Raw genomic sequence first — 24,920 nt, 5'->3', positions numbered from 1 at the left:
GTCCGGTCGATCGCAACGCTGACCGAAAGAAACGGGCATTTCGATTCATGGCAGCCTGTTGAAGCAATACTAGTGGGAACTGCTGAAAAGCCAGGCTCTCCTGCCGGGCGTGCAGGGGTAGGCCCCTGACTCCACGCTATCGCCGCAAATGAGCGACACGATCTGCGAATGAACAAGAAAGTAAATCTGCAAAAAAGCGCCATCTTGCACACACGCGCACAGCCTTTTGCGCTTTCGATTCGCAACACGATCTTCACGTCCCCCGCTCGTACATCGCAGATGAACACTCGCGACTCGCAGAGCTCACGCCCGTTGCTTCGGATTCTTCGACGGTTCACCGCCCCATCGTTGTGCGACTCGCATCACATCGGGGCAGGCTTCGCCGGAAAGACTCGTCAAAGCGCCGCTCTCGAACCCATTTAATGGGCTTGGAATTTGCTTTCAGTCAGATAGCATTCCTTGAGAGGTCGTGATGAACAGTTGGAGCTTGTGCACTTCCGCATATGCCACGGAGCACCGGGAGCACATCTGGCGGGACGCCTTGCAAAAGGTATATCTGTCGATGTCTAGCGAAACGTTGAAAGACGACCTCCGCGGCGAAGTGAGCTATAACCGGTCCCCACTAGGCATGCAGTTCGTCAAACTGGCCGGCTCTCCCCAGGCCATCGCCGGTAATTACCCTGTCAGCGGGACGACTTCGGCAAACCTGTGGATTGCCTTGATGCTCGAAGGAAACGCAGCTTTGCGTATGGGTGGTGAAACGCATGCGCTGGAAATCGGCGACATCCTGTACGGTGCCGGCGGTGGGGACAGAGTGGAGCTGCTGCTCAGCAGCGACTTCCGGATCCTTACGGTCGAGATGCCTCATGAAGTGTTTTACAGGCGCCTGTTGAATCCAGTTGCCATCGGGGCCGGAACCATTTCTCGTCAGGAAGGAATTAATCACGTCCTCTCCGATTTCCTGTTTTCGGTGGCGGCTCAAATGGAGGGTCTGACGGCGATGTCGTTCCACCCGGTGGAAATGGCACTCTCCGAGCTGCTGACCTACTGCCTTGCACGAGACCCCGCGCTCAACGGCTTCAAAGATCTCGGCCATGCGAGGCATTTCCAGGAAGTCTGCCACTCGATCGATCTGCATCTCGGCGATTGCGATCTAAGTCTGGACACGGTGGCACGTCGCAACAATGTGTCGGCCCGCTATGTCCAGAAAATTTTCTCGGAGGCAAATTTGAGCTTCAGCCAATTCGTACGCAAGCGAAGGCTGGAGCAGTGTAGGAAGGATTTGTCGAGCAGGCCGAATGCGTCACTGTCGATTTCCGAAATCTGCTTCCGTTGGGGATTCAACGACCTCGCCTACTTTAGCCGGGCGTTTAGCGCCGAGTACGGCTGTTCCCCGCGTACATACCGGACCCAATTGCTGGGAGAGCAACCGGGGTAAAGCCGCTAGTCGTGCAGAGGAAGCCGCAACCAGCGCCCTCCTCTGTGAGCGCCATTCAGCTACGCGTTGAATGCACCACGATGGTAGATAAGCGGTGAACGCATCGGCTCGCGTACGATCGTGCCCGGCTGCCCGATCAGGATGGCGTGATCGCCTTCCATATAGCTCGTGGTGAGACGACACTCGATGTTCGCGCAGCAGTCCGTGAGCAAGGGGCAGCCCAGGTCTCCGATCTCATAGTCCACATCCGAAAACTTCTCCCCTTCTTTCGCCCCGAACTTCAGTGCCAGAGCCTGTGCGCCGTCGGAAAGAATATTGACAGCGAATGTGCCCGTTTTATTGATCGCCGCGAGTGTATTGCTGCGCAGGTCCAGGCACACGAGTAACAGGCGAGGGCGAAGCGACAGGCTGCTGAACGCGCTCACGGTGCTTCCAAGAGGCCGTCCATTTTCCATCGTGGTCACGATCGTGACTCCACTCGGAAATTCGCCCATGGTCTCCCGCCACTGGGCGATCTGTTCTTTGGAGTCGAATGTGCCTTGCGGCGTGGCGAGGACGTCCGACGGGATGGGTGGGTGTTTCATTGTTAGAGCTTCCTGCTTTGAACTAAATGCGTCCGCAGATTGCGAGTGCGGTAAGTGCGTAGATCTGCGCGCTCCGGACCAGATCTTCGGGTGTCGGCAACACGCGCGGAATACCACACGTGACAGCGGGAATCCGATGCATGTTAAAGACATTGTGATCGCGCCACATGCTCGAATAGATAGGATCCGCCCGCGCCAGAGGCTGGCTGCGGACAAGCTCGGTAGCCGAACCGATCGCTGCGACCAGCGGCGCGACTGCCTCGTCGTCGGCCTTGTAGCCATGGCGCACCACGAGCGGGCTGATTTCGAACTCGCCGAGATTCAGGGAGCGCAGCAACCGCTCCAACTCACGCTGCACCGGCGCGACTGTTTGCCTGGCGGTCAGTCCGACTTCCAGGTAGAGCGCGCATACTTCGCTTCCGCTTCCGAACGTATGCGGTACACCCCCACGAATCGAATCGATCTGTACCTTTGGAACCGATATGCCGCCCTCCGTCTCATAGCGATTGCGCACCTCGTAGTCTGCCGTCCATGCGTGCAAGGCTTCGATCAGCTTGCCGGTCCGATAGATAGGGTTCGGGTGCGATGCGGAATCCGGGTTGTGCGTCAGTGCGGGCGTGAACGCACTCTGCCCCAACAACCGGATGCGAAACAACACGTAGCCGCAGCCCTGCCAGGCGATGCCATAGTCGGTCCCTTCAGCGGCAATCGCATAATCCGCAGCCACGCCGCCATGATGGAACAGGTAGTGCGCGCCGATATCCTTACCGAGGTAGTCGATACCCTGATATTCCTCGATCGGTTCCGGACCGATCTCGCCGGGACATGCGGTCAGATAAAGCCGCCCCGACAGTTCAATGCCGGCCTTGCGCAGTGCTTTGGCTGCGATGAGAAAGCAGCTCATCGGCCCACGGTCGTTAGTAATGGGGTAGCCGTGCAAGTGATTGTCCTGCAGCCAGCACTGCGTCCACTCCTTGCGCTGGACGGTTTCCTGACGGTACTTGTAGCCATCGAGCGTGGCCGAGTACGCGGGGCTTTCGGTATCGAGATGCGCGGTGAACAGCAGATTGGGCGCATCGCCGTGGCCGCCATACTCGCCGATGATGTTCGGACGGGCCGGCGTGGCGCCAACGGAACGAGGCTTGAATCCTTCCCGTTGCATCCAGTCGAACACGTAGCCGGCCGCAGCGGCCTCTTCGCCTGAGCGGCTGGGGATATTACCGAGCTCGAGCGCCAGATGGGTCAGTTCATCCGCATCGATGGCGTCTTCGATGCGAGCTTTGTCCTCGCGGGAAATGCGGTGCAACGTTGAAACGGGTCGTTCAATAATATTTGATGCCACGCTATGATCCTTTCGTGATGTGGCCGTTCCACGTACCGACGATTTCATCTGTATTGAGAACGACCGCAAAATTTTCTGCCAGCACTTCGAGGGTGTGGTGGTGGAAGTCTCCGCGGTAGGCGCCGCATGCATCGCCCGCGACAACAACCAGCCAGTCCCGCTGAAAAGCGTCTCGCACCGTCGAGTCGACGCAACATTCCGTCGTCAACCCGCATATCACCAGTGTATCGACGCCCTGAGCTCGAAGCAGATGTTCAAAACCGGTCCCGACAAACGCGCTGTAGCGCTGCTTCCAGACAACCTGATCGCCCGAATCGGGGACGACCTTGTAGAAGGCTTCGCCACCCGAACCGTCGCGGCAGACAGCGTATGCACAATCAGGATCGACATTGCGGTAACGCATCCACTCGATCCAGGCCGCAGAATCGGTGGAAGGATCCGTTTTCAGGCCGGCGAAAATCACCGGGATGCGAGCCTGACGTGCAAGCGTGGCCAGACGGCCTGCGTTTTCTATGGCGGACGCGACCTGCCCGACCGGCACGCCCATCTTCGCGAGTGCGCCATCCGGTGAACCGAAATCGACCTGGATATCGATGATGCAGAGCGCCACCCCGTCTGGCGCCAGCCGATCGTTCAGAGATGGAGTGATCATGAAAACTCGGCTCGCAGGTGCGGAAGAACGTCCTGACCGAAACGCGTCAGGCCCGTCACGTATTCAGGAAAAATCAGCATCACACCATCCAGTTCGCAATCGCGCAGCAATGCCGATAACTGCGCGCGGCAAGAAGCGGGATCGCCGATGGTCGTATGAGTCATAAATGCATTGCTGGCACGCTCGACCATTGCATTGTTCTTGCCGCTGACATCCACGCCGAAGCTGCGCATCATGCCGGTCACGGCTTCGACGTCGAGTCCCTCCCGGTACTGCTGGGCGAGCGCCTCGGCCTGCGCATTCGTGTCCGCGCAAATCACGGTGGACATGCAGTAGGTCCTGATCGTGGTGCCGAACTCTTCGGCCAGCGCTTTGGCACGCAGACTGATCTTGCGTGTTTCCGCGTCATCTTTACCACCGATAAAACAGGCGTCGGTGTTGCGGACACTAAACTGGAGGCCGCGTTCGGATTGTCCGGCGCACACCAGGAAGGGGCGCGGATTCGCGATGGGCTTGGGCTCCGAAATGCAATCCTTCATGGTGAAGAATTGCCCCTCGTAATCGGCGCGTGGGCTAGACCATAGCGATTTGATGATGTCGGTCCATTCAGCCGTCATCGCATAACGGCGGTCATGATCCAGCGACGCGTCCCAGGCGCCCATCTGCTCGAACTCGTCCTTGAACGAACCGGAGACGATATTGAGCCCTGCTCGGCCGCCGCTAATCTGGTCGAGCGTCGTGATCATCTTTGCCACGACCGCCGGGTTATGCAGGCCGGCGTGCATCGTGGCGATAATCCGCGCATGACGCGTTGCTTCCGCAATCCCCGCCATCATCGTGACCGATTCGAGCGATACGTCCCAGTGTTGCGTAACACCGCCAAAACCCCGCCATTTCGCCATCGACATGATGAAATCGAGACCGATTTTGTCGGCAAGAATCGCGGCCTCGCGATTTTGCCGGTACGAGGCATCAAGCACGGGAGTATTGCGCGAAATGATCCAGCCGCCTTTCGCGATGGGCAGAAATACGCCGAACTCTTTAGAACATGTCATTTGTCACCTGTGATTCCTGACTAACAAAATAGCTTCTTCGCCTCAACTACCGATGCCGTGTCAGACGCCGGAAGATACTTTGCGGCTGAATAGCGTCCCCTTCACCGGCGGGCGCATGAAAGTGACGGCGAGCGCGATGATCAACGGAATGATCGCGACCAGCAAAAACGCGCCGGTGAAACTTCCAACTTGGTCCTTCAGGCGGCCGGCAACCAGCGGACCGAAACAGGCGAGTGTCGAGATAAGATTCGCCACGGAAAAGATTTCGAGATACGGAAGCCGTCCGTAGTAGTTGGAAAGAAGAACGCTCGTAGCAAGAAAGGTCATGCCATAGCCCGCTCCCACGCCGATCGAGAAAACGATCAGCATCGGCAATGAAGTCGCCGCGCTGAGCGCGAGGGTGCCGGTGACCATCAACAGCAGGCTGGCAACCAGCATCTTCTTGGGCTCGATCTTTTCGCCGAACAGGCCCGCGATAAACCGGGCGAAGGAGTTGATCAGCGCCTCTGCGCTCAGCAATGCGGCTGCGGTCTGCGCGCTGAATCCGTGATCCGTGATATGCGCAACGGCAAAGCTATTGGTTGTGATGCCGACCAGCAGAAACGTGGTATAGGCTGCCGCGATCGCGTAGAACTGCCACGTACGCATTGCCTCTCGCGCCGTCCAGGCCTGCTCGGTGCGATAGACCGAACTGTTTTCGTCCAGCCTGTACTCGTTGCTCACCTGTCTGGCATGCTCACGCTCCCGAACGCCTGCCGGCAAAAGTACGGTCGCGAGGAGTCCGAGGACCGTCAGGAAGAGGCCACACAGTTCCCAATGCATGCGCCAGTTCCCCAGCACATTCACTGCCAGCACGACGAACCATGGTCCCACTACGCCGCCGAGTCCCCCAACAGTGAAATAAAAACCGAACGCGAAGGCCTGATTCTTATACATCCGGCCGATAACGTAAGTCCCAGGTACGGTGGCGACGAAGCTAAACCCGACGCCAAGGAGAGTCGCGCCGATGAAATAGAGCGCGAGGCCGTGACAATGCGCCAGCAGTGCGAAGGCCGCCGCGAGGATGACCGTGCCCGCCAGAAACGTCTGCCGCACGCCATAGCGCCGGATGAATATGGCCGGCAGATAGCTCGAGAGGCCGCATGCCAGACCCAGCAACGTAAAGCCCAGCCCGGCGCTAGACCAGTTCCATTGCATCTCATTGATCATGTTCGGCAGGACCACTCCCAACGACGTGAAAGTGGCAGCCGTGATCATGAAGTAGATCACGCTCAATAGAGCAAGTATGGTCCATTGGTAACCTCTACTATAGGTATTCATGCAATGCCTCTCAACCGGATATTTAAGAAAGACTGTTCCGAACCATTCGGCATTCAGTTAAAGCTGTATCTGACCAGCACGCCATAGCTGAACTGATTGGTGGGGTAATATTCCGTGCTCTGGATCTTGTACTTGTTCTTGATAGGATCCAGAACAATACCGGCCCACAAATGCCCTCCGGGTTGACCCAATGCTTTGCCCAGGTCGTAATGGAGTTCGGGTTTCAAATCGGTTGTTTTAGCCTGGCCGTGCAGACCGAAGGTGTGATCGAACGTCCCGACAATCCTGAAATCGCCCAGTTTTGTTGAAAATGGGAATCCATAATCGATGTGAATTCGTCGATCGTTCCAGCCCTGGCCCGGGTTTCGTTCCCAGTAATAGATCGTCCTCAGCCAGCCGATCCAGGAGGCCTGCCAATCAATACCAACTCCCGGGAAGTAGTTATAGCCATAGTGCTCCGTCTTCGATATCCATTGTGCGAACGTGATATCTTTGAATGGACCGAACGAGATATCTTTGCCCAAAAGCTTGCCCAGACTCAATCTCGGGACGAGTTTGTAATAGTAGGTGGTAGGGTCGCCGGTATAGTTGTCCTGCAGCGAAGTTTCAAAAATCGCATAGGTATAGAGATCACCGAAACTATAGTCTCCGAACGACTCAATAATCGGTGAGAACGTTGTTTTAGGATCGACCTTGTTGCCACCTTGAAGGTAGCCACTCACGTCGAACGACTGGTAATTGACAAATCCTCCTGAGTAAGCGAACACGGCTTGCGATGAGCCGATCGCTGCGAGCAGCAGGCATGTGGCTATGATCTTTTTAAACATATTCAACTGAAATTAAAGTATGCGATTCAAGACAAAAGATCTTTCCTTCACGAAACCCGAAGGGAGTCATGAGAAATATCTGACGAGAAGTTGTCCGGCTCGTAGATGAATGGCTACCGCTCAACGTGACCCAAATGTACCGAGACATAAAAAACACCGCTTGCAAAAATCCGCATAAGGACTTGGACTGTGCGAACTGACCCCGGCGCGACTTAAAGCGCTTTTTAACTTTTTTATGGTGGTCGTGGCCCGCATGCGCGGTCGGCGACCGGACTCAAGGATGAGGACACTTGGAAATGACCGCGGACATAGTCCGTGGCTAGAGCTACGAACCCTCGGCGGTCCGATCTTTCAGGAGCAGGTCGTGCAGGTCGCGATCCTTGCGGCCGGCTTTACCGCCGGCGAAGCGGACCGGCTGCGTCGCGCGATGGCAGCCTGGAAACGTAAAGGTCGCTTTCGCGAATTCTTTGCGTCGGCGATCCGCACGCGCGCCGTGCGTACGCGCGCGGCCGGCGACGCAACGATCCGCCACCTGTTCGACTGATTATTAGTCGGCCAGATCGTGCCGCAGAACCCGGCCGCGTCGGCGCACTAGCCCAGGCACACCGCGGAAAAGGCAAGACGCCGGTGCTGGATACCGACAAGCACTTCCGTGCCCTTAACGGTTGTTGAACATCGCTAATTCTGCTAGCGTGGCATTTCCATCGGAGCACGAACACTCTGTCCGCAGCGCCTAACCACGGACAGCGCTATATTTCGGTTGTCGACGTTCAAACACGCACTTGATAAGGTGTCCGACGCAAATAAGAATCCGCGCCTTGGATGACGTTCTCTTTCAGCTCACGAGATTGGCACCGCCCGAATGCCGAAATAGAAGAGCTTCGACAATCTCGCTTGGCGCCGCCTGTGGCTCGCGCATCTGTCGCATCGATCGACAGTCACATTAGCCGAATTAGAGAACACGCCGAAACGCTAGCGGAAATGGCGGGAGTGGACGAGATCTGGGGGAGCCAGCTCTGGTCTAAACTGCAGCAGTTGACCTACCGGGGAGACAGCCATGGAATTGCACTGGAAAATCCTTCTCCAACGACAGGGAACGGACCAGCCGGTCCCGGTTTGTTCGGTTAAGCGCCCAGTGAATGGTGCTACCCCAGCGGATTTCGGGTTGTCCCTGGCCGAAGCTCGTCAACTACTGGCTACGCTGCAACAACTCGTGACACAAGACCAGATTAATGCCTACGATAAGCTTCGTCGGAACTGTCGAGAATGCGGCCGATATCGGCGCATCAAAGATTGGCGTCCCCGCACCTTTTCGACGGCACTTGGCAGAGTGCAGGTTAAAGTGCCGCGAGTCGTATCCTGCCTGTGCACGCCTGAGCCATACGGTGACAACGGCGACTCTATCAGCCTGCGGTTTTCAGAGTGTTCCATTGAGCCCCTTCTGCCGACGCGGCGCACCCCCGAGTTAGCATACTTTTGCGCGAAACACGGTGCCTCCGTTTCATACCGTGAGGCCGCACGTTCCGTCGCCGATCTGGCGGGACTGCCAAGGCTATCACACACTACAGTCCGCAAGGAGACAGTTCAATGCGGAGAGTACGTCGAGAACGAACAGTTCCGGATTGGATGGCTCGCTGGCGGACGAAAACGCAACCGCGCCAGCCACCTGCGGATCGCGATCGATGGAACGGTGTTAAGCGCCAACCAGTTCCAGGAAGTTCGAAAGTTTGAAGTCATCGCCGGCAGGGTCGAGCGCGATGGCCAGATGGCCCGAAGATTTGTGTCTGCCTTGCAGCGTCCGAGCTTGGCCCGGGTTCTTGTGGCGGGCGCGCTCGATCAATGCGGTTGGGTCCCAACGACCTTGATCGACGCGATCTCGGATGGTGCTCGAGGAATGCGCTCACTGGTGACTTCCATAGCTCCTCGCGTATCGCCTAGGATTCTTGACTGGTTTCACATCAGCATGAAGATGCAAGCCATTCGATCTTCCATTTGCGCGTACAACTATTTCTCCAGGCGACCTGAGATCATGCTGCGATCACAGCGCCTTCTCGTCAGGGCGCGCGACGCACTTTGGCGCGGTCGGGCCGACACGGCAATCGAGATGCTCCGCACACTGGCCACCTCTTTGGCAATCGCTGCGGAAGAACTGACTTTCTTCTATCAGCTCGCTTCTGGTACAGCGTATCGCGCAACCGTCCGTCTGCTCACATTCCTCGAGCACAACAGAAAGGATCTTGTCGACTATCAGCGCGCCAGAATGGGAGGACGCCGGGTGTCGTCGGCGTCAGCAGAGTCCGTCATGAATCACTTGATCAATCGGCGTCTCTCAAAGCGGCAACAGATGCGTTGGTCCATGAAGGGAGCTCACTATCTGCTACAGACTCGCGTCGAGCTGCTTGATGGAAGATTGGAGAGCTGCTTTCGAGACCGGTATCCGCACTTCAGATCGCCCGAGGCGGTTCGACTTAAAACGAACACTCCCCCACTTTTCGTCCGCTCCCGGCATTTGTGAACACCAACAACGTCGACCATGTGGACCACCTGCCTGAGGATCTCATGGTCTAGAACGAACGTGGATTGACGAATTAAATTCGCGCTGATGCAAAGTGACAACTTTACTTCGCTACTCAACGAAGTAAATGCGTCACCTCAGAGGCTCACGCCCTATCGCAACGGGGAGCGCGCAGTGACGAGATTACTTCGCTCTACGAGTCGCCGCGGCTTACAAAGCGCAGAACCAACGCGAAATTGAACAGGCCGGTTATCGGCCGGATTGGTAGACCCCGCGCTCGCCGGTGTTCATCGGATCGCCGGAGCGAAAACGCTGCCGGTATTCGGCGGGACTGATCTGAAGTCGGCGGTTAAAGGTACGCCGAAGGGTATCGGCGCTCTCAAAGCCGCAGCGCTTCGCGATTTCGCCGATCGGGTGGCGGGTGCTTTCGAGGTAGCGGCGCGCGGCGTCGATGCGCGCATCATTCAGGAATGCGATCAGACTAACGCCACATTCCCTGGTGAAGACGCGGGACAGATTGCGTGGACTCATCTTGAGCCGACGTGCAAGCGACTCGGTCGAATGATTCAGATGAAGATTGTCGAGCATGAACTGCTGAATGGACTGAATCTGGGAATCGCTGGCGGCCTGGGTTTCCAGTAGCGGACTGAACTGCGATTGGCCGCCGGCGCGCCGCACGTACACGATCAGATACTTGGCGACGTCGAGTGCCATTTTCTTGCCGAAGTCCTCTTCGATCATGACGAGCGCGAGATCGATGCCGGCGGTCACGCCCGCGGTCGTGTAGAGGCCGCTGTCCTTGACATAGATCTGGTCGGGTTCGACCTTCGCTTTCGGAAACATCGACGAAAGACGTGTGGCGTCCATCCAGTGTGTGGTGACCATCCGGTTATCAATCATGCCGGCGGCGCCAAAAGCAAACACGCCGTTGCAAATGGCGGCAATCCGCCGGGTTCTCTTATGCTGCTTCGCGAGCCATTCGCTAAGCGTCGAGTCCTCGAGCACTTCGAATACGCCCAGGCCCCCGGGCACGATGACCGTGTCGAAATGCGGACACGGATCGAAGATGGTCCGGTCCGGCATGACCGTCAGCCCGCTGGAAGACAGCACGCTGCCCCGCGTCGTGCCGATCGTCAGCATTTCGTATTCGCACGCCCCCTGACTGAGAACGCGGACTTCCGCAAAGGCGTCCTTGGGGCCCGCGATATCGAGCAGCTGGAATCCTGGGAACAGGACCATTCCGACGGTGATCTTGCGCATAGGTGTCAGTCAAAATGGAGTCGGGGCTGGCGCAGCGCATGCCGCACACGCTTGCCTAGCGGGTTGTCCCGAGTTCGTCGAAGCGCCGGCTTCGGTAAAGCACCATCGATACGATCCAGCTCGCGGCGAAGACACCGATGATGACGTAGCCCAGCGTACCGAAGTTGTCATTCAATGTACCGATAGCATCCCACAGCCCCCCTTCGAGCTTCAAGTGATCAGAAATCAGGCCCAGTGCCTCGATCGTGCCGACCAGCAGCGCGACTGCGACCGACACCAGCGTGATCGTCATGTTGTAGTAGATCTTACGAATCGGCTTCAGATACGCCCAGCCGTAGGCGCCGAGCATCAGGTGGCCGTCGAGCGTATCGACCAGCGACATCCCCGCGCTGAAGAGCGCCGGGAAGACCATCACGGTCCACGGGGAAATGCCGTGCGAAACCTGGGCCCCGGACATGCCGAGCAGGCTCACCTCGGTCGCGGTATCGAAACCCAGTCCGAACAGAAAGCCCAATGGGAACATGTGCCAGCTGCGCGTGACGAGCCGGAACATCGGACGAAAGATTCGCGCGAGAAAGCCGCGATCGGCCAGCAGCATGTCGAAGTCGTCGTCGAGATAGGCGCCGCCTGCGCGCACGCGGCGCCACGCCTGGAAGATCGATTTCAGAATCAGCAGGTTCAGTAACGCGATTGTGAACAGGAACACGGTCGATACCGACGTGCTGATCAGTCCGCCCAGTTCCTTGTATTGCGCAAAGCGCGTGTTGAGCGCGCTCGCGACCGCCGCGACCGCGAGCGACGCGATGACGATAATGGTCGAGTGACCGAGCGAGAAGAAAAAGCCCACGGCGACAGGACGCTTTTTTTCCTGCATCAGCTTACGGGTCACGTTGTCGATCGCGGCTATGTGATCGGCATCGACCGCATGGCGCAAGCCCAGTCCATAGGCGATCAACGCGGTGCCGAGCAGGACCGGGTGGTCCCGGAACGACACGAACGCCCAGATCCACGCGGCGGCATTCGTCACCAACAGCAGGCCGTAAATGCCGAGGAGCTTGCGCCGGACCTGAGGATCGGACCCGGTGAGTACATTGGACAGTTGCTTGAGCATGATAGATATCCTGATGAACTTCGTTACGCGATATGGCGAACGTTCTCACGCCCTTGCCCGAATGCCACAAGCAAGGGCACGGCTCAGTTGCTGGACGGACGCAATGCGCGCAGATTCAGCGACGCGATGTCTGCGGCCGACAGCACCCCAGCCTGCGTCACCGTCTTTTCGAGGGCGAGCAGAAAACGCTCGTAGTAATCCCACGGCGGCTGCCCCGCGCAGTACCCGTCTTCCCATTCGGCGATCGACTCGATGAGATTCTGGCGAAAGTCTTCCCACTCGAAGTGCCCCGCCTTCGACAGCGAAAGCGCGATCCCGAACACCTGCCGTTCCCATGGCTTGTCGAATAACAGTTTGCCCTGCATGCGCGGCGGAGAGTCCGGGTGTCCAAGCATGCTGGAGGCGGCATATTCCTCGAACCGGGTAAACATGTTCAGACCGCCGGCCGCGGCGATGCAGCGGGCGAAGGCACCAGCGCCACGCCCATCATCGCCTCGGGTGTCACGAGCGCGGCCAGTTCCGCTTCGCTCATGCCTTCGGTGCCGGAGGGCCGCTCCGGGATCACGAACCAGCGGATTTGCGCGCTGCTGTCCCACACCTTGACTTCTGTCTCGTCCGCAACCGGCACGCCGAACTCCTTCAGTACGGCGCGCGGTTCGCGCACGCCGCGCGCGCGAAATACCGGGTCCTTGTACCAGTAGGGCGGCAGACCCAGCACGGGCCAGGGATAGCAGGAGCAGAGCGTGCAGATGATGAGGTTGTGAACACCGTCGCCGTTCGCGACAGCGGCCATGTGTTCGCCCTCCGCGCCTTCCATGCCGGCCGGGAACTCCATTTCCGCAATTGCCTTCGGTGTGTCGTCGACGAGGCGTTCCTTGAACGCCGGATCGGTCCACGCACGCGCCACAATCTTCGCGCCATTGAACGGGCCAGCCATCGTTTCGAAATGAGCCAGAACGGTATCGACGGAGTCGCTGCCCAGCACTCCTTTTTCGATCAGAAGCGCTTCGAGCGCTCGCACCTTGGCCGCGCTCGCTATCTCGCGCTCATCGTCGTATTTGAAAAGTTCGCTCATGTCAGCTCCGTACCAGGTGATGAGTGTAGAGATTCAGTTCGATGCATCGAGATACGCTTCGTACAGATCGGCGTAGATCGTCGTGTTCGGTTCGCTCTTGTCTTTGCCCCAGATGTCCTCGGCCTTGAATGCAACGCGATAGATAGGCATCGGCTCGCCGATGCCGTCGGGCCCGGTCGAAACGAAGTATGAGTAGGCACCCGGATAGACGAGGTCGATCACACCGCGTTTGTTGCGCAGGTAGCCCGGTAAGCGCGTGTGATCGACGGCGGTCGGATCGGCAATGCATACCTCGGCACCGGCTTCAAAGCGCGGCGCCTGCTTCAGTGCGTTTAACCCCGAATCGCCCTTTGCAAGGTAGTCGTTGATCTGCGAGGCAATGGCCGGATTCCGCTGGGCAGGCAGCGGCGCATCGGGTTGGGCGCGGTAATGCGCGGTTTTCTGCGCGAGCTCCTCGGCCGATACATAACCCTGATCGATGAAGAATTGCGAAATCCCCATCAGCCACTTTTCGTAGTACCGGTATTTGAAGTATTCGAACGGCTGCATGCCTTCGGCGCCGGTGCGCAGCGACGCCCAGGTCCACGTATTCCTGAACGTGGTAGGCAGCGTCGCCACCGGGTACTTCGGGAGCGCGTCCGACAGGTGCGCGCTTTCCGCCATCATCACCGTATGAATGCCGAAAATGCGCTTCTCCCAAGGCTCGACGAAAACCCGTGTCTCGACGTTGACGGGTCCGAGGTTTTCGAGCCCGCCCAGGCTGTGCTGTAGTTTCATGGTGTGAGTCTCCGGAAGTGTCAGGTCAGTTAACCTGGGGTTGCGGCTTGCGGCACAGTGCTTCGCCGAACGCTTCGGAGACGATGCCGAAGACGGCGCCGGTGACGAGCGCAGCGGCGGCCACTAACGCCGGATTCTGGATACCGGCTGTCGTAATCGCCTTACCGGTGGCGACCGTCGTGCCGACGGTCGAAGCGAAGCCCCACACGACGGCGGGCAGCACATTCAGCAGCTTCAGTTTCGACACCTGCACCATCGCGGCACTGCCGACCCCGACGCAAATCGCCGCGGCGAGCGGCGCCGGGCCGGCATTGGCGATCGCCAGCAGCGACACCGATGCGATGACGAGACCGGTCAGGTTCGACGCTACGCTCTGCACGAAGCCGCGCGGACCGCCGCCGACCACGAAGAACGATGCCCACGCGATAAACGTGACCCATACGGGGACCGGGAACACCGTTGCCGTGACGTAGGTATCGACGACAGCGAGCACGCCGATGCTGACGGTAAGCGCATCTGTTTTCTTCATTGCAGACTCCTCGAGATAAGTTTGGCTAGCGGATACAACTGAGAAACGATTCGCGTAGTCGTGGAAAATCCAGATTGCGGCCGATGAACACCAGCTTGTTCTCGCGCGGCTCGTCCTTCCGCCATGCGCGTCCGGGTTCGGCTTCCAGCAACATATGCACGCTATGGAAATGAAACTGTCGCGCTTCGGCGTGGAAGTTGAGGACGCCTTTCATCCGCATCAGTTGCTGACCTTGCTCCTGGACAAGTTCGTTAATCCAGCGGTTAAAGCGCGTGGCATCGAGGCCGCCCGTTTCAACCAGCGCACACGATTGAATCGACGCGTCGTGTTCGTGGTCGTGAGCGCCTTCGTCGAGTAGATCGGGCTCGATCGCGAGCAGCGTGGGGAGCGAGAAGCGGCGCATACCCAGCAGAGCGTCCGCGCGGATTTGCGAGCGGGTCGAGGTGATGATAGCGGCGCCTGGATTCAATGAACGGATCGTTCGTTCGACGGCGACCAGCTCGTCTTCCGCGATCAGGTCGCGCTTGTTGATCAGGATGACGTCGGCGAAGGCCACCTGTTCGCGCGCAATGTCGTCACCGAGTTGCCGGTGCAGATGCAGTGCGTCGACCACGGTGACGACCGATTCGAGATCCACGGTTTCGCGCAGGTCGGGATCGGCGAGGAACGTTTGCAGGACCGGCGCCGGATCGGCCAGGCCGGACGTCTCGACGATCAGCCGCTGCATGGCCGTCGCGCCGGTCTGCGGGCGTGCCAGCAGCGCTTTCACACTGCCGACGAGGTCACCACGCACCGTGCAGCACACGCAGCCGTTATTGATTTCGACCAGCGTCTGTTCTTCGGCCACGATCAGTTGCCCGTCGATGCCGACTTCGCCGAACTCGTTGACGACCACGCCAATCGATCCCGGCGCATGCTGCTGCAGCAACTGATTGACGAGAGTGGTTTTGCCCGCGCCGAGAAACCCGGAGATGACCGTGACGGGAAGCTTGCGCGCCGTGGGGGTGCGATTCATGAGAGAGTCCGTTCTGACTCCATAGAGCGAGTAGCAGGCCTGTCGCGGTCATCCGTCTGTGGCGGAAATCACCTTGTCCCGAATGCACGGGAAATCTGGCCGTTTTTGTCCGACACGGAAAATGATGACAAGATCGCGCGTTGAGGCTGCCTGAATCGGATGCCAAGCGGTGGTGCAGGTGTGAGGATCGATGCTCAGCGACGGTGCGGAAGGACAGCGCGGCTGCGTTAGCAAAATAAGCGGACTTCCGAGCATGCAGACGTTGTCAATACTCGACAATGAGTAGTGCCTTAGTAATCGCCGCCATCCCTCGCGCGGCGCCGTCGGCATGCAAAATTACATTATCGTGATTTACCAACACGATTAGCGAAATTAACGAGCTTCAGCAGCTGAACTCTCAGTCGTCGCCTGGGGCGCGTCTCATATGTCGCTCAGCGAAACGGGCTCCGCTCCCGTCGCGACAGACTGAGAGATCGTGGCATGTTGAAGGCCAGAGGCCGCTGCGCAGCTCGGAATCCATGAAGCCACACTCGTCAGTTGGGTGAGGCACGGCCTCGTCACCAGACATGCCTACAACGACTACGCGTCCCTCTACGGAGTCTCCGATCGGAGCCCGCCGACGAAACATTGCAGTCGATGGGATCGGCTTACTGACCGTGTAGCACGGATGCAAGCGGCGCAGGAATCAAAACCCTTACATCCAACTGAAGGAGTTGTAGTATGAAGCCAGATAGTTGACGAACAACCGGAAGCCGTTGCCCCAGGACTCAGGGCGCCGAGCTTGCTGGCCGCGCACCATGAAGGTGTCAGACTAGAAGAGCTGGGCGCAGAGTTCGCGCAGGCTTTTCCATTTGACAGTGGTGACAAAGGTGCTGCCCGCCGTATCAAGTGACTCGGTCATCGCGCGCTGTCCATGCGCTTCGGCGATCACGAGCACGATGCGCGTGCGGTAGCGCAACAGCGCACCGATCGGTGGGCGTAGCCCGTTGCGGCTGCTCCTCGATAGTTTCTTTTCCCTACGGCTATCTATATAGATGTGCGGCGAATTGAAGGGGCCGCGGCACATTGCGGCAAATCGCCATCAATGCTACCAACCCGACGCGTCCGGGTCCCGGCTCCTGCGCCAGTGCGTCCTTCACTAACTGCCGCAGCCCCGGTAACGGCGATCTGGTGGTGCGGCCAAACCGCCGACGGGACCCGCCCTTTGCCCTGTGCACGACGTCAGGCGCCGTTCACCGCATCCTTGAATGCCTTGCCCGCAGTGAATTTGACCGTCTTCGCAGCAGGAATCTGAATCTCGGCGCCGGTCGCCGGGTTGCGGCCGACCCGCGCGGCCCGTGCGCCAGTGGAAAACGAGCCGAAGCCGATCAGCTGCACCGTCTTTCCCTTCGTCAGCTCGCCGGTGATGGCCGCGATCACCGCGTCAATCGTCTCGCCCGTTGCGGCCTTGCTGTCTCCGGTCTTCGCGGAGACTGCATCCACCAGTTCCTGTTTGTTCATGGTTTTTTCCTGTTCCCTGGTTGTGAAGTCGCCACCCTACCCGATCGGCGCGCCTTCGCGCAATCGGCGCGGCACCGGTTCCGCGACACCCTTTCCACCAACTGTTGGAGTTCAGATTTGCTGCTAGCCGTGTTCATAGCGGCGCTAGCATGATCACTAATAATGCTAGCGTACGTTGCACACGCCCGAGAATTTAGTCAGAGCATAGCGCTTGGCCTTGCAGCTATAGCGCCTCATTTGCACATAATGGGTGTCCGCACAGCTGGGCTGTCGCTGAACACTACGTCGCGTGTGAGCTTCCCCTGAAATTTCGCCTTCCAGCAGGTCGCGTATAAACTCGACCGAAAGGAGGGAAAGAAGAAATGTTCAAGGTACCGCACCAGGTGTACACGGCGGAGTTCAAGGAAGCCGCCGTGCAACGAGTCAAGGACGGGCAAGGCATAAGCGCCGTGGCTCGCGAGCTAGGCATGTCGATGCAGACTTTGCGCAACTGGCTCAAGGCTTCCGAGACGGGCAAGCTGAACGGCCCCGGAGCGAAGGTCGTCACGGCAGAACAGATGGAACTCTCGCGCCTGCGAGCGGAGAACAAGCGCTTGCAGATGGAGCTCGAAATCGCAAAAAAAGCGACGGCGTTCTTCGCGAAGGACCTCCTGTGAAGTTCGCCTGGATTGACACGCAGTGCCGGCACTATCCACTGTCGGCGCTGTGCGAGGTCCTTGGAGTAAGCGTCAATGGCTATCGCGCCTGGAAGCGCGGCGGCACACCCGAGCGGCAGCGACTGACCGATGCCCAGTTGCTCACGTTGATTCGAACGATTCATGCCAAGTTCAAAGGTGCCTACGGTTCGCCACGCATGACCGACGAGGTGCGCTCTCGCGGCTTTCCGGCCAGCAAAGCACGTGTGGAACGGCTGATGAGCACCAACGGTATCCGAGCCCGCCATAAGCGCCGTTATCGCGTGACAACTGATTCCCGGCACCAGTTTCCGGTCGCGCCGAACGTGTTGAACCGGCAGTTCACGCCGGACGAGCCTAACCAGGTGTTCACATCGGACATCACGTATATCTGGACCGACGAAGGCTGGCTGTATCTGGCGGTTACGCTGGACCTGTTCAACCGGGAGGTCGTGGGCTGGTCCGTCAAGCCGCGCATGACGGCGGACCTCGTGACCGACGCATTGACGATGGCATGGTTCCGCCGCCGACCTGCGCCCGGTGCACTGCATCACTCGGACCGTGGCAGCCAATACGCGAGCCATGAATTCCAGCGCAAGCTGGCCTCCTACGGGATGCGCTGCTCGATGAGCCGCAAAGGAAATTGCTGGGATAACGCGCCGACGGAAAGCTTCTTCAACAGCCTGAAGAACGAGCGGGTACACGGCACGAAGTACCGCACGCATCGCGAAGCCGTGGCGGACTTGTTCGAATACATTGAAGTGTTTTATAACCGCAGTCGTCGTCATTCATCGCTTGGCTTCATGTCGCCAACCCAGTTCATGCAAGACTGGCTTGCGGCTCAGCGGACAAAGGATACGGCCGCATAACCCCGGGCCTCTGGAAGGCGAAAAACCGAGGGAAGCTCAATATGGTGTCCGGCTTATAACCAGTTCGCGAGTACCTTCGATGCGCCCAGGGCGGCCAGTCTCTGGAAACTGCAGTAGCTGCCTGACCTGCACACGAATCCGATCATCGACGACGACGGCCGCGTACGTACTGTCCTGTTCGATGTAATCAAAAATAGCCTCGCGATCCTCTACTGCTAAAGCAGCCCATTCAAGCCTCACGCGTCACCCTCGCCAGCTTTCCGAAGGGCCGCAGCGCGCCGCTTCGCAAAATGAGCTTCGACTTCATCCCCCGCGGTAGCAGGCCGCGGGTCGTTCAATGCTTCCTGCACCTTCGCACGGAACCAGGCGTCATGCACGGCCGGGTCGGTCGCGAAGGCGAACGGCAACGCACCTTCGTTGGCCACACGCGTCAGCAGGATTCGCACCGCATCCGAGACAGTCAGTCCCATGTTGTCGAGCACCGCAGCCGCGCGCTCTTTCAGCGCGGGGTCGATGCGTGTTTGCACCAATGCAGTCGCAGCCATAACGATTACTCCTTTGCTTAGCCCTAGCCCCCCTATTGTAATTCATTCGAATTACATGCGCGCGCTACCGTGAGCCGCGACCGGATGGCCAGTAAGCAGAACGCTTTGCGCAGCCCACCCATCTGAGCATGATTGGGCGGACCATCGGGACTGGCTCCGGCGCGCTGGTGACCTCAGTGCGACGCAGGGCGGCCGAGGCGCTGCTGGTCGCTGCGCTCGATCAGGCAGCCGCAAACTGGCGACATTGACGCCCCCCTCCGGTCAATGTCCAGAAATCAAGGGGCGGATAGCCACAACTATCCGACCCTTCACTGCCGGCCAGTTCTGCTCCTTTGTCTCGCTGAGCCGCCTATATTGCTAAAGACGCCGTCCGTCACCTTAGGAGCCCAGTATGTCTACCGATCCTTCCGATACCGTCCCCGATCCCGCACGGCCATCGCCCGGCGCGACGGGCGATGCGGCACCCAGCACGGCACCCGTCTCTTCCGACGACCAGGTTCCCGACGCCGACGCCGCCGAGCCCGCTCCGCACGAGCACCTTCCGCCCCGGTCGGACGATAACTGACCGCCCTCTAACCCAGCGACGGGCATCCTGCAGAACCAGCGAGCAACACTGTTCCGGCGCGCTTAGCTGTCTCTTGCGCGAAAACCCACACGGTGCCGCCCCTTAAAAAGCATTTGTGAACGGTATGAGAGCCACAACTTTCATTTCCTCCATTTTCGTCCAGCTGCCAGCGGCCGTCCGGGTTGACTAGTTCTCGCGCCTCATGTTGCGCAGTGGACCCGCATCAAGGTCCAGCGCGATCTCGAACTTGTCACCTCGCGTTGACCGCATCCTTGAACGCCTTGCCCGCGGTGAACTTGACGGTCTTCGCCGCCGGGATCTGGATCTCGGCGCCGGTAGAGGGATTACGTCCCATGCGCGCGGCGCGTGTCCCGGTCGAAAAGGAGCCAAAGCCGACGAGCTGAACGGCGTCCCCTCTCGTGACCGCCTTCGTCACGGTACCGATGAAGGCGTCGATCGTCTCGGCCGCGACCGCCTTGCTCTGTCCCGCAGCGGCGGCGACGGCGTCCACCAGTTCCTGCTTGTTCATGTTTCGTTCCTTTTTCCAGGTTTGCGATGCCGCCACCCTACCCCATCGGTCCGCCGCCATGCAACCGCAGCCCGCATCGGGGTTCCGTCCGGTGCGAGCGTGAAGGATCCGGTAGCAAAGGCCGACGGCGGCCCTTGTGAGAACTGGCGGGAAATTGCGGTTCGGTCCAGTGTTGATAACTGCTATTATCATCACCGGGTTTAATGCCCTAAATCCGGGGTTGCGGCATTCAACCCGAGACCCTGCGGGGCTTTCCAGCCACTTGTTTTCCGTTTTCTATTACTGCTGTTGGAGTTCAGAATTGGCGCTAGCCAGCGTTCATAGCACCGCTAGCGTGTCCATTAAATATGCTAGCGCGCCTTGCATATGGCGATAAATCGTTTCGAGCATCACGCTTGACCTTGAAGTCACAGCACCAGTTTTCGCACAGAAAACGTCTCGCGGAATATGGGCGCCGCCGAACACTACCACCGTGCTAATCAAAGTAGCCCGTCGTACAAGAGTTAAAGTTATCGTTCCTTAAACCAAGTCAGAAAACAGAGAAGCGCATTCTGACTGCATGCGGCTGGTAACGATCTTGTACTCCACCCATGAAAAGTGTCTTTTGGATGGCCTCGTCCTTGAGACTTGATATCCAACACCGATGCCACGCTAGCAGGGTTACTGAACAAGCATCATCACCATTGTTGTACCATCGCAACGGACGTCAAATGGCGCTGATCGCACGCAACGCCATGCGCAGCAAGCCATCGCGGCGTCTTGGCCGCTAGCATTCCTGTGAACATGGCTAGCGGCATTTCTGAACACCAACATAAGCACCCCATCGACGACGTATGGACGGCTCCATCTGGAATGGATTCAAGCCCGTCGCTATTCCACGGTAACCGATTTGGCGAGATTGCGAGGCTTATCGACATCGGTTCCCCGTGCCAATGCGGTGTGATATGCGAGCAACTGAAGCGGCACCACATGCAAGATGGGCGACAACACGCCATAGTGCTCCGGCATGCGGATAACATGAATGCCTGGTTCGCTATCGATGCGGGTGTCCGCGTCGGCGAATACATACAGTTCGCCGCCCCTTGCTTTCACCTCCTGAAGATTCGACTTCAGCTTCTCGAGCAGTGCATCGTTGGGCGCAACCGTGACGACCGGCATTGCATCTGTCACTAGCGCCAACGGTCCGTGCTTAAGCTCGCCTGCCGGATATGCTTCTGCATGAATATAGGAGATCTCTTTCAGCTTGAGCGCGCCCTCGAGTGCAATCGGATAGTGCGAGCCTCGCCCAAGAAACAATGCGCTGTATTTCCCGGAGAACCTCTCGGACAAAGCAATAATTTGCGGCTCCAGCGCAAGAACCGCGTTCAACGCCGCCGGCAAATGACGCAGCTCGCGCAAGTAGCCGGCCTGTCGGGTTGCATCCAGTACCCCACGAACCGCCCCCAAAGTGACGGCGAGGATAAACAGCCCGACCAGTTGCGTGGTAAATGCCTTGGTCGACGCAACGCCAATTTCGCGGCCTGCATGCGTATGAAACGAGAGTGAGGTCAACCGCACCATCGCACTCGTCGCGACGTTGCAGATCGACAGCGTGTGCTGATGCCCCTGCGCCTGCGCGTGCTTGAGCGCGGCGAGCGTGTCGGCAGTTTCGCCGGACTGCGAGATTACAACCACCAGGGCCCTTGGATTTGGCACGGAGTCGCGGTAGCGGTACTCACTTGCAATTTCCACTTGCGTAGGAATCTTTGCGACGGATTCGAGCCAATACCTGGCTGTCAGCCCTGAGTAGTAGCTCGTGCCGCAAGCCAGTATCAGCACGCTGTCGATTTCCGCAAACACCGCGGCAGCGTCTTCGCCGAAAAGGGAAGCATCGAGCGTTTCGCCGTGTGGCACCGTATCGCCAATCGCCTGCGGCTGCTCGAAGATTTCCTTGTGCATGAAGTGTCGATACGGCCCAAGTTCGGCGCCGCCTCCGTACGCGGCCACGGTGCGTATCTCACGCTGCACGTCTGCGCCGTCGCGGCCGACGACCCGCACCCGCTCAAGTGTCAACTCGCACACGTCGCCCTCTTCCAGGAAAATGAAGCGCTCCGTTTCTCCGGTCAACGCGAGCGCGTCGGATGCAAGGAAATTCTCGCCCTCTCCCAAGCCGACGACCAGTGGCGAACCTTGCCGCGCACCCACCACTGAATCTGGATGGTCCTTGTGTTCAACCGCGATCGCATACGCGCCGTCCAGTTGTCCCACAGCTTCACGGACTGCCGCGAAGAGGTCGCCGCGATAGAGGCTATGCACGAGGTGCGCGACCACTTCCGTGTCGGTTTGTGAGACGAAAACATAGCCCTTATCACGCAGCATCTCGCGCAGTGACTCATAGTTTTCGATGATGCCGTTGTGCACCAGTGCTAACTCGTCCCTGGAAAAGATTGGATGCGCGTTGTCCGTCACCGGCGCGCCGTGCGTGGCCCACCGTGTATGCGCGATGCCGGTACGCCCCTCGACGTGTGTATCGCGGACCTGCGCATCGAGATCGGAGACGCGCGCCGTGCTACGCGCCCGGCGCAAACCCGCGGGAGTCAGCAGGGCGACGCCGCACGAATCGTAGCCCCGATATTCCAGGCGACGCAGTCCTTCCAAAAGAACGGGGACGATGTTACGTTGCGCAACCGCGCCGACTATGCCGCACATAATTTTGCTTTCCTGATAGATAATGTGTCCGTAGAGGCCAGCGTGCCTTCAGGTTCGGACTGTCTGTCACGCGTAACCAGTCGGATTGCCCGACTGCCAGCGCCAGTGATCTGCGCACATGCGTTCAATGTCGTATTGGGCGCGCCAGCCGAGAAGCCTGTCAGCCGCGGCAGGATTCGCAAAGCAGCACGCGACGTCGCCAGGACGGCGCCCCACGATTTCATAAGGGACCCGCTTGCCCGATGCCTTTTCGAATGCACGCACAACATCAAGCACGCCGTAACCTCGTCCAGTACCGAGATTCACGACGAAGCCCGTATCACGCCGCGCGAGCGCGTCAAGCGCAGCGAGATGTCCGCGCGCGAGATCGACCACGTGAATGTAGTCACGCACACCGGTGCCGTCCGGCGTGTCATAGTCGCCGCCGAATACGCGCAGTTTGTCCAGCTTTCCGATCGCCACCTGGGCTACGTACGGCATCAGATTGTTGGGAATACCGCCCGGGTCTTCGCCGATCAAACCGCTTTCGTGCGCACCGACCGGATTAAAGTAACGCAACGTGGCAATGCGCCACGACGGATCGGATGCTTCCAGGTCGCGCAGCACCTGCTCGGCGATCAGCTTGGTCTGGCCATAGGGGTTGGTTGCCGACAGGGGAAACGATTCGTCGATCGGCGACGTCTTCGGCACGCCGTAGACCGTCGCGGACGAACTAAACACCAACTGTTTTACACTGCGCTCGCGCATGACCGAGAGCAGCGCGAGCAGACTGCCGATGTTGTTGTCGTAGTACTCGATCGGCCTTGTGACCGATTCCCCCACCGCCTTCAACGCGGCAAAGTGAATCGCTCCTGTAATGGGATGCGAGTCGAAAACGCGTCGCAACGCGCGCTCATCGCGCGAATCGGCTTCGTAGAACATCACGCGCCTGCCGGTGATCTGATCGACGCGCGTTAGCGACGCGCGGTTACTGTTGACCAGATTGTCGACCACGACGACGTCGTAGCCGCAATTCAACAACTCGACGCAGGTGTGCGAGCCAATAAAACCGGCACCGCCGGTGACCAGGATTGTGCCTCTTATCGTCATTCGTCAATCCTTTTTCCTGTTTGTCCAGTGTAAGTCGTGGGACTCGCTCAATGTTGGCGTGCCGACCCGAGGCCCACGCCCGCAAGCGCGCCATCGGTGACGTACGGCACGATCCCGGCCTGGCCGATGCGTGAAGCGGTGCCGGTTCGACAGGCTTCGTCGGCGGGATCGCAATAGTCGATTGCGAGCACCGGCAGTCTGTACCTGTCGCGGATCAACGCCGCCTGCTTGAGCAGCCAGTCACGGTCGCTTTGCGGCACTTCGACATAACGCTGCTTGCCCGCGTCCCAACCGCGATACAAGGATTCGAAGGCGACCATGTAGGCGAGCTCATGAACCTGCGGCAGCACTTCGAAACCCCGGTTGAAGATCAGCCTGGCTTTCGGATAACGGGCCTTGATCGCGCGTATGACCCGGACGAGCCCCGCTTCCTGGGCCGCACGCGCCTCGGGCGTTCTGGCAATGAGTTGATAGGAATCGAGTGTGTCGAGGAAAAAGCCCCGGTAGCCCTTTTTCCACAGCGGCGTGATGACTTCATCCACGAAAAACGCGGGCCATTCGGTCACCGTCTGATCGATCACCTGCGAAGCCCATGCCTCGTTGACGCCGCGCATCCAGGCGGGCGGCATCTGGCTGTAATAGGCGCGCTCGGCATTGACCTCGCCAACGCTGACATAGGCGAACCAGGCGGCATGCTGCTTCGCGTGCGCCCGCGGATTGAACTGCGCATCGGCATCCAGCACCACCACGTCGAACGAGGCCAGATCTTTGACCGGTGGATTCACCCCATAGTAGAGCGCAACCGAAGGGCCTCGGGGCCCTTCGGCCGCTCCGTGCGCATGGCAGACCGAGGCCATCGCGCCCAGCGTCACCATGCGCGCAAATCTGCCGATGAGACGCAGCAGCGCGCGAAGCGCAACACGCCAGTCCTGAACCTGCCCGATCAAACCCGAGTGCTCTT

At 59.0% G+C, this 24,920-nt stretch carries 24 protein-coding genes and 1 pseudogene; 4 read left to right on the top strand and 21 right to left on the bottom strand.

Annotated features, from left to right (window positions below):
- Nucleotides 1-541 precede the first annotated feature (541 nt).
- Nucleotides 542-1,438 carry a helix-turn-helix domain-containing protein gene (locus CUJ91_RS33855; RefSeq protein ID WP_161966621.1) on the top strand — a complete coding sequence of 299 codons (897 nt, stop codon included), beginning with the start codon at nucleotides 542-544 and terminating at the stop codon, nucleotides 1,436-1,438.
- A 59-nt stretch (nucleotides 1,439-1,497) separates the two neighbouring features.
- Here the strand turns inward: CUJ91_RS33855 and CUJ91_RS33850 are convergent, their stop codons facing one another.
- From CUJ91_RS33850 to CUJ91_RS33825, 6 genes are read right to left on the bottom strand one after another with little or no spacing between them, the layout of a single operon-like run.
- Nucleotides 1,498-2,022, bottom strand: a complete 525-nt coding sequence (locus CUJ91_RS33850; RefSeq protein WP_114158475.1) for a flavin reductase family protein — start codon at nucleotides 2,020-2,022, stop codon at nucleotides 1,498-1,500.
- A 22-nt stretch (nucleotides 2,023-2,044) separates the two neighbouring features.
- A complete protein-coding gene (locus CUJ91_RS33845) occupies nucleotides 2,045-3,364 on the bottom strand; it encodes a zinc-binding metallopeptidase family protein (RefSeq protein WP_244231127.1) in 1,320 nt (439 codons plus the stop codon).
- 1 nt (nucleotide 3,365) lies between these two features.
- The gene (locus CUJ91_RS33840; RefSeq protein WP_114158474.1) at nucleotides 3,366-4,016 is read right to left on the bottom strand and encodes a cysteine hydrolase family protein; all 651 of its coding nucleotides are present in this window, start codon (nucleotides 4,014-4,016) and stop codon (nucleotides 3,366-3,368) included.
- Entirely contained in the window at nucleotides 4,013-5,071 is a 1,059-nt protein-coding gene (locus CUJ91_RS33835; protein WP_114158473.1) for an LLM class flavin-dependent oxidoreductase, read from the bottom strand. The genes CUJ91_RS33840 and CUJ91_RS33835 overlap by 4 nt, the downstream gene beginning before the upstream one ends.
- A 60-nt stretch (nucleotides 5,072-5,131) precedes the next feature.
- Nucleotides 5,132-6,391, bottom strand: a complete 1,260-nt coding sequence (locus tag CUJ91_RS33830; protein ID WP_114158472.1) for an MFS transporter — start codon at nucleotides 6,389-6,391, stop codon at nucleotides 5,132-5,134.
- A gap of 53 nt (nucleotides 6,392-6,444) precedes the next feature.
- Nucleotides 6,445-7,218 (bottom strand): outer membrane protein OmpK, encoded by a 774-nt coding sequence (locus CUJ91_RS33825; RefSeq protein WP_114158471.1) that lies wholly within the window; start codon nucleotides 7,216-7,218, stop codon nucleotides 6,445-6,447.
- A 328-nt stretch (nucleotides 7,219-7,546) separates the two neighbouring features.
- Between CUJ91_RS33825 and CUJ91_RS35340 the strand changes: the two are divergent.
- Both CUJ91_RS35340 and CUJ91_RS33815 read left to right on the top strand, forming a co-directional pair.
- Nucleotides 7,547-7,687: pseudogene (locus CUJ91_RS35340) on the top strand (hypothetical protein); the annotation flags it as partial.
- A 588-nt stretch (nucleotides 7,688-8,275) separates the two neighbouring features.
- Nucleotides 8,276-9,733 carry an ISKra4 family transposase gene (locus CUJ91_RS33815; protein ID WP_114158470.1) on the top strand — a complete coding sequence of 486 codons (1,458 nt, stop codon included), beginning with the start codon at nucleotides 8,276-8,278 and terminating at the stop codon, nucleotides 9,731-9,733.
- Between the two features lie 249 nt (nucleotides 9,734-9,982).
- Here CUJ91_RS33815 and CUJ91_RS33810 read toward each other — a convergent pair whose 3' ends face one another.
- The 9 genes from CUJ91_RS33810 to CUJ91_RS33770 form a co-directional block, all read right to left on the bottom strand.
- Entirely contained in the window at nucleotides 9,983-10,993 is a 1,011-nt protein-coding gene (locus CUJ91_RS33810; protein ID WP_114158469.1) for a GlxA family transcriptional regulator, read from the bottom strand.
- Nucleotides 10,994-11,048: 55 nt separating this feature from the next.
- A complete protein-coding gene (locus tag CUJ91_RS33805; RefSeq protein ID WP_114158468.1) occupies nucleotides 11,049-12,104 on the bottom strand; it encodes a HoxN/HupN/NixA family nickel/cobalt transporter in 1,056 nt (351 codons plus the stop codon).
- An 83-nt stretch (nucleotides 12,105-12,187) separates the two neighbouring features.
- On the bottom strand, nucleotides 12,188-12,535 hold the full coding sequence (locus CUJ91_RS33800; RefSeq protein WP_114158467.1) for a nitrile hydratase accessory protein: 348 nt from the start codon (nucleotides 12,533-12,535) through the stop codon (nucleotides 12,188-12,190).
- 2 nt (nucleotides 12,536-12,537) lie between these two features.
- The gene (gene nthA / locus CUJ91_RS33795; protein ID WP_114158466.1) at nucleotides 12,538-13,179 is read right to left on the bottom strand and encodes a nitrile hydratase subunit alpha; all 642 of its coding nucleotides are present in this window, start codon (nucleotides 13,177-13,179) and stop codon (nucleotides 12,538-12,540) included.
- A gap of 33 nt (nucleotides 13,180-13,212) precedes the next feature.
- The gene (nthB, locus tag CUJ91_RS33790) at nucleotides 13,213-13,956 is read right to left on the bottom strand and encodes a nitrile hydratase subunit beta (RefSeq protein WP_114158465.1); all 744 of its coding nucleotides are present in this window, start codon (nucleotides 13,954-13,956) and stop codon (nucleotides 13,213-13,215) included.
- Nucleotides 13,957-13,981: 25 nt separating this feature from the next.
- Nucleotides 13,982-14,485 (bottom strand): DUF1097 domain-containing protein, encoded by a 504-nt coding sequence (locus CUJ91_RS33785; RefSeq protein WP_114158464.1) that lies wholly within the window; start codon nucleotides 14,483-14,485, stop codon nucleotides 13,982-13,984.
- A 25-nt stretch (nucleotides 14,486-14,510) separates the two neighbouring features.
- The gene (locus CUJ91_RS33780; protein ID WP_114158463.1) at nucleotides 14,511-15,500 is read right to left on the bottom strand and encodes a CobW family GTP-binding protein; all 990 of its coding nucleotides are present in this window, start codon (nucleotides 15,498-15,500) and stop codon (nucleotides 14,511-14,513) included.
- Between the two features lie 811 nt (nucleotides 15,501-16,311).
- On the bottom strand, nucleotides 16,312-16,458 hold the full coding sequence (locus CUJ91_RS34575) for a hypothetical protein (protein ID WP_167450700.1): 147 nt from the start codon (nucleotides 16,456-16,458) through the stop codon (nucleotides 16,312-16,314).
- A 263-nt stretch (nucleotides 16,459-16,721) separates the two neighbouring features.
- Nucleotides 16,722-17,000: an HU family DNA-binding protein gene (locus CUJ91_RS33770; protein ID WP_114158461.1), complete on the bottom strand. Its 279-nt coding sequence runs from the start codon at nucleotides 16,998-17,000 to the stop codon at nucleotides 16,722-16,724.
- 362 nt (nucleotides 17,001-17,362) lie between these two features.
- Between CUJ91_RS33770 and CUJ91_RS33765 the strand changes: the two genes are divergently transcribed.
- A protein-coding gene (locus CUJ91_RS33765) for an IS3 family transposase (RefSeq protein WP_114158172.1) occupies nucleotides 17,363-18,543 on the top strand; the annotation gives its coding sequence in 2 pieces (ribosomal slippage) (nucleotides 17,363-17,627 and nucleotides 17,627-18,543; 1,182 coding nt in all).
- 36 nt (nucleotides 18,544-18,579) lie between these two features.
- Here the strand turns inward: CUJ91_RS33765 and CUJ91_RS33760 are convergent.
- From CUJ91_RS33760 to CUJ91_RS33735, 6 genes are all read right to left on the bottom strand, one after another.
- Nucleotides 18,580-18,783: a type II toxin-antitoxin system RelE/ParE family toxin gene (locus CUJ91_RS33760; RefSeq protein ID WP_425273894.1), complete on the bottom strand. Its 204-nt coding sequence runs from the start codon at nucleotides 18,781-18,783 to the stop codon at nucleotides 18,580-18,582.
- Nucleotides 18,780-19,088, bottom strand: coding sequence for a type II toxin-antitoxin system RelB/DinJ family antitoxin (locus CUJ91_RS33755; RefSeq protein ID WP_006051649.1), 309 nt, complete (start codon nucleotides 19,086-19,088; stop codon nucleotides 18,780-18,782). Before CUJ91_RS33755 ends, CUJ91_RS33760 begins: the two co-directional genes overlap by 4 nt.
- A gap of 815 nt (nucleotides 19,089-19,903) precedes the next feature.
- Nucleotides 19,904-20,182, bottom strand: a complete 279-nt coding sequence (locus tag CUJ91_RS33750) for an HU family DNA-binding protein (protein ID WP_114158460.1) — start codon at nucleotides 20,180-20,182, stop codon at nucleotides 19,904-19,906.
- Nucleotides 20,183-21,052: 870 nt separating this feature from the next.
- Nucleotides 21,053-22,870: a glutamine--fructose-6-phosphate transaminase (isomerizing) gene (gene glmS, locus CUJ91_RS33745; RefSeq protein ID WP_114158459.1), complete on the bottom strand. Its 1,818-nt coding sequence runs from the start codon at nucleotides 22,868-22,870 to the stop codon at nucleotides 21,053-21,055.
- A 66-nt stretch (nucleotides 22,871-22,936) separates the two neighbouring features.
- A complete protein-coding gene (galE, locus tag CUJ91_RS33740) occupies nucleotides 22,937-23,959 on the bottom strand; it encodes a UDP-glucose 4-epimerase GalE (protein WP_114158458.1) in 1,023 nt (340 codons plus the stop codon).
- Nucleotides 23,960-24,006: 47 nt separating this feature from the next.
- The gene (locus CUJ91_RS33735; RefSeq protein ID WP_341868943.1) at nucleotides 24,007-24,906 is read right to left on the bottom strand and encodes an endo alpha-1,4 polygalactosaminidase; all 900 of its coding nucleotides are present in this window, start codon (nucleotides 24,904-24,906) and stop codon (nucleotides 24,007-24,009) included.
- Nucleotides 24,907-24,920 lie beyond the last annotated feature (14 nt).

Source organism: Paraburkholderia graminis (genome assembly GCF_003330785.1).
Taxonomy (GTDB): domain Bacteria; phylum Pseudomonadota; class Gammaproteobacteria; order Burkholderiales; family Burkholderiaceae; genus Paraburkholderia; species Paraburkholderia graminis.
The sequence above is the reverse complement of the archived record's forward strand: the minus strand, read 5'-3'. Positions and strand labels throughout refer to the sequence as shown.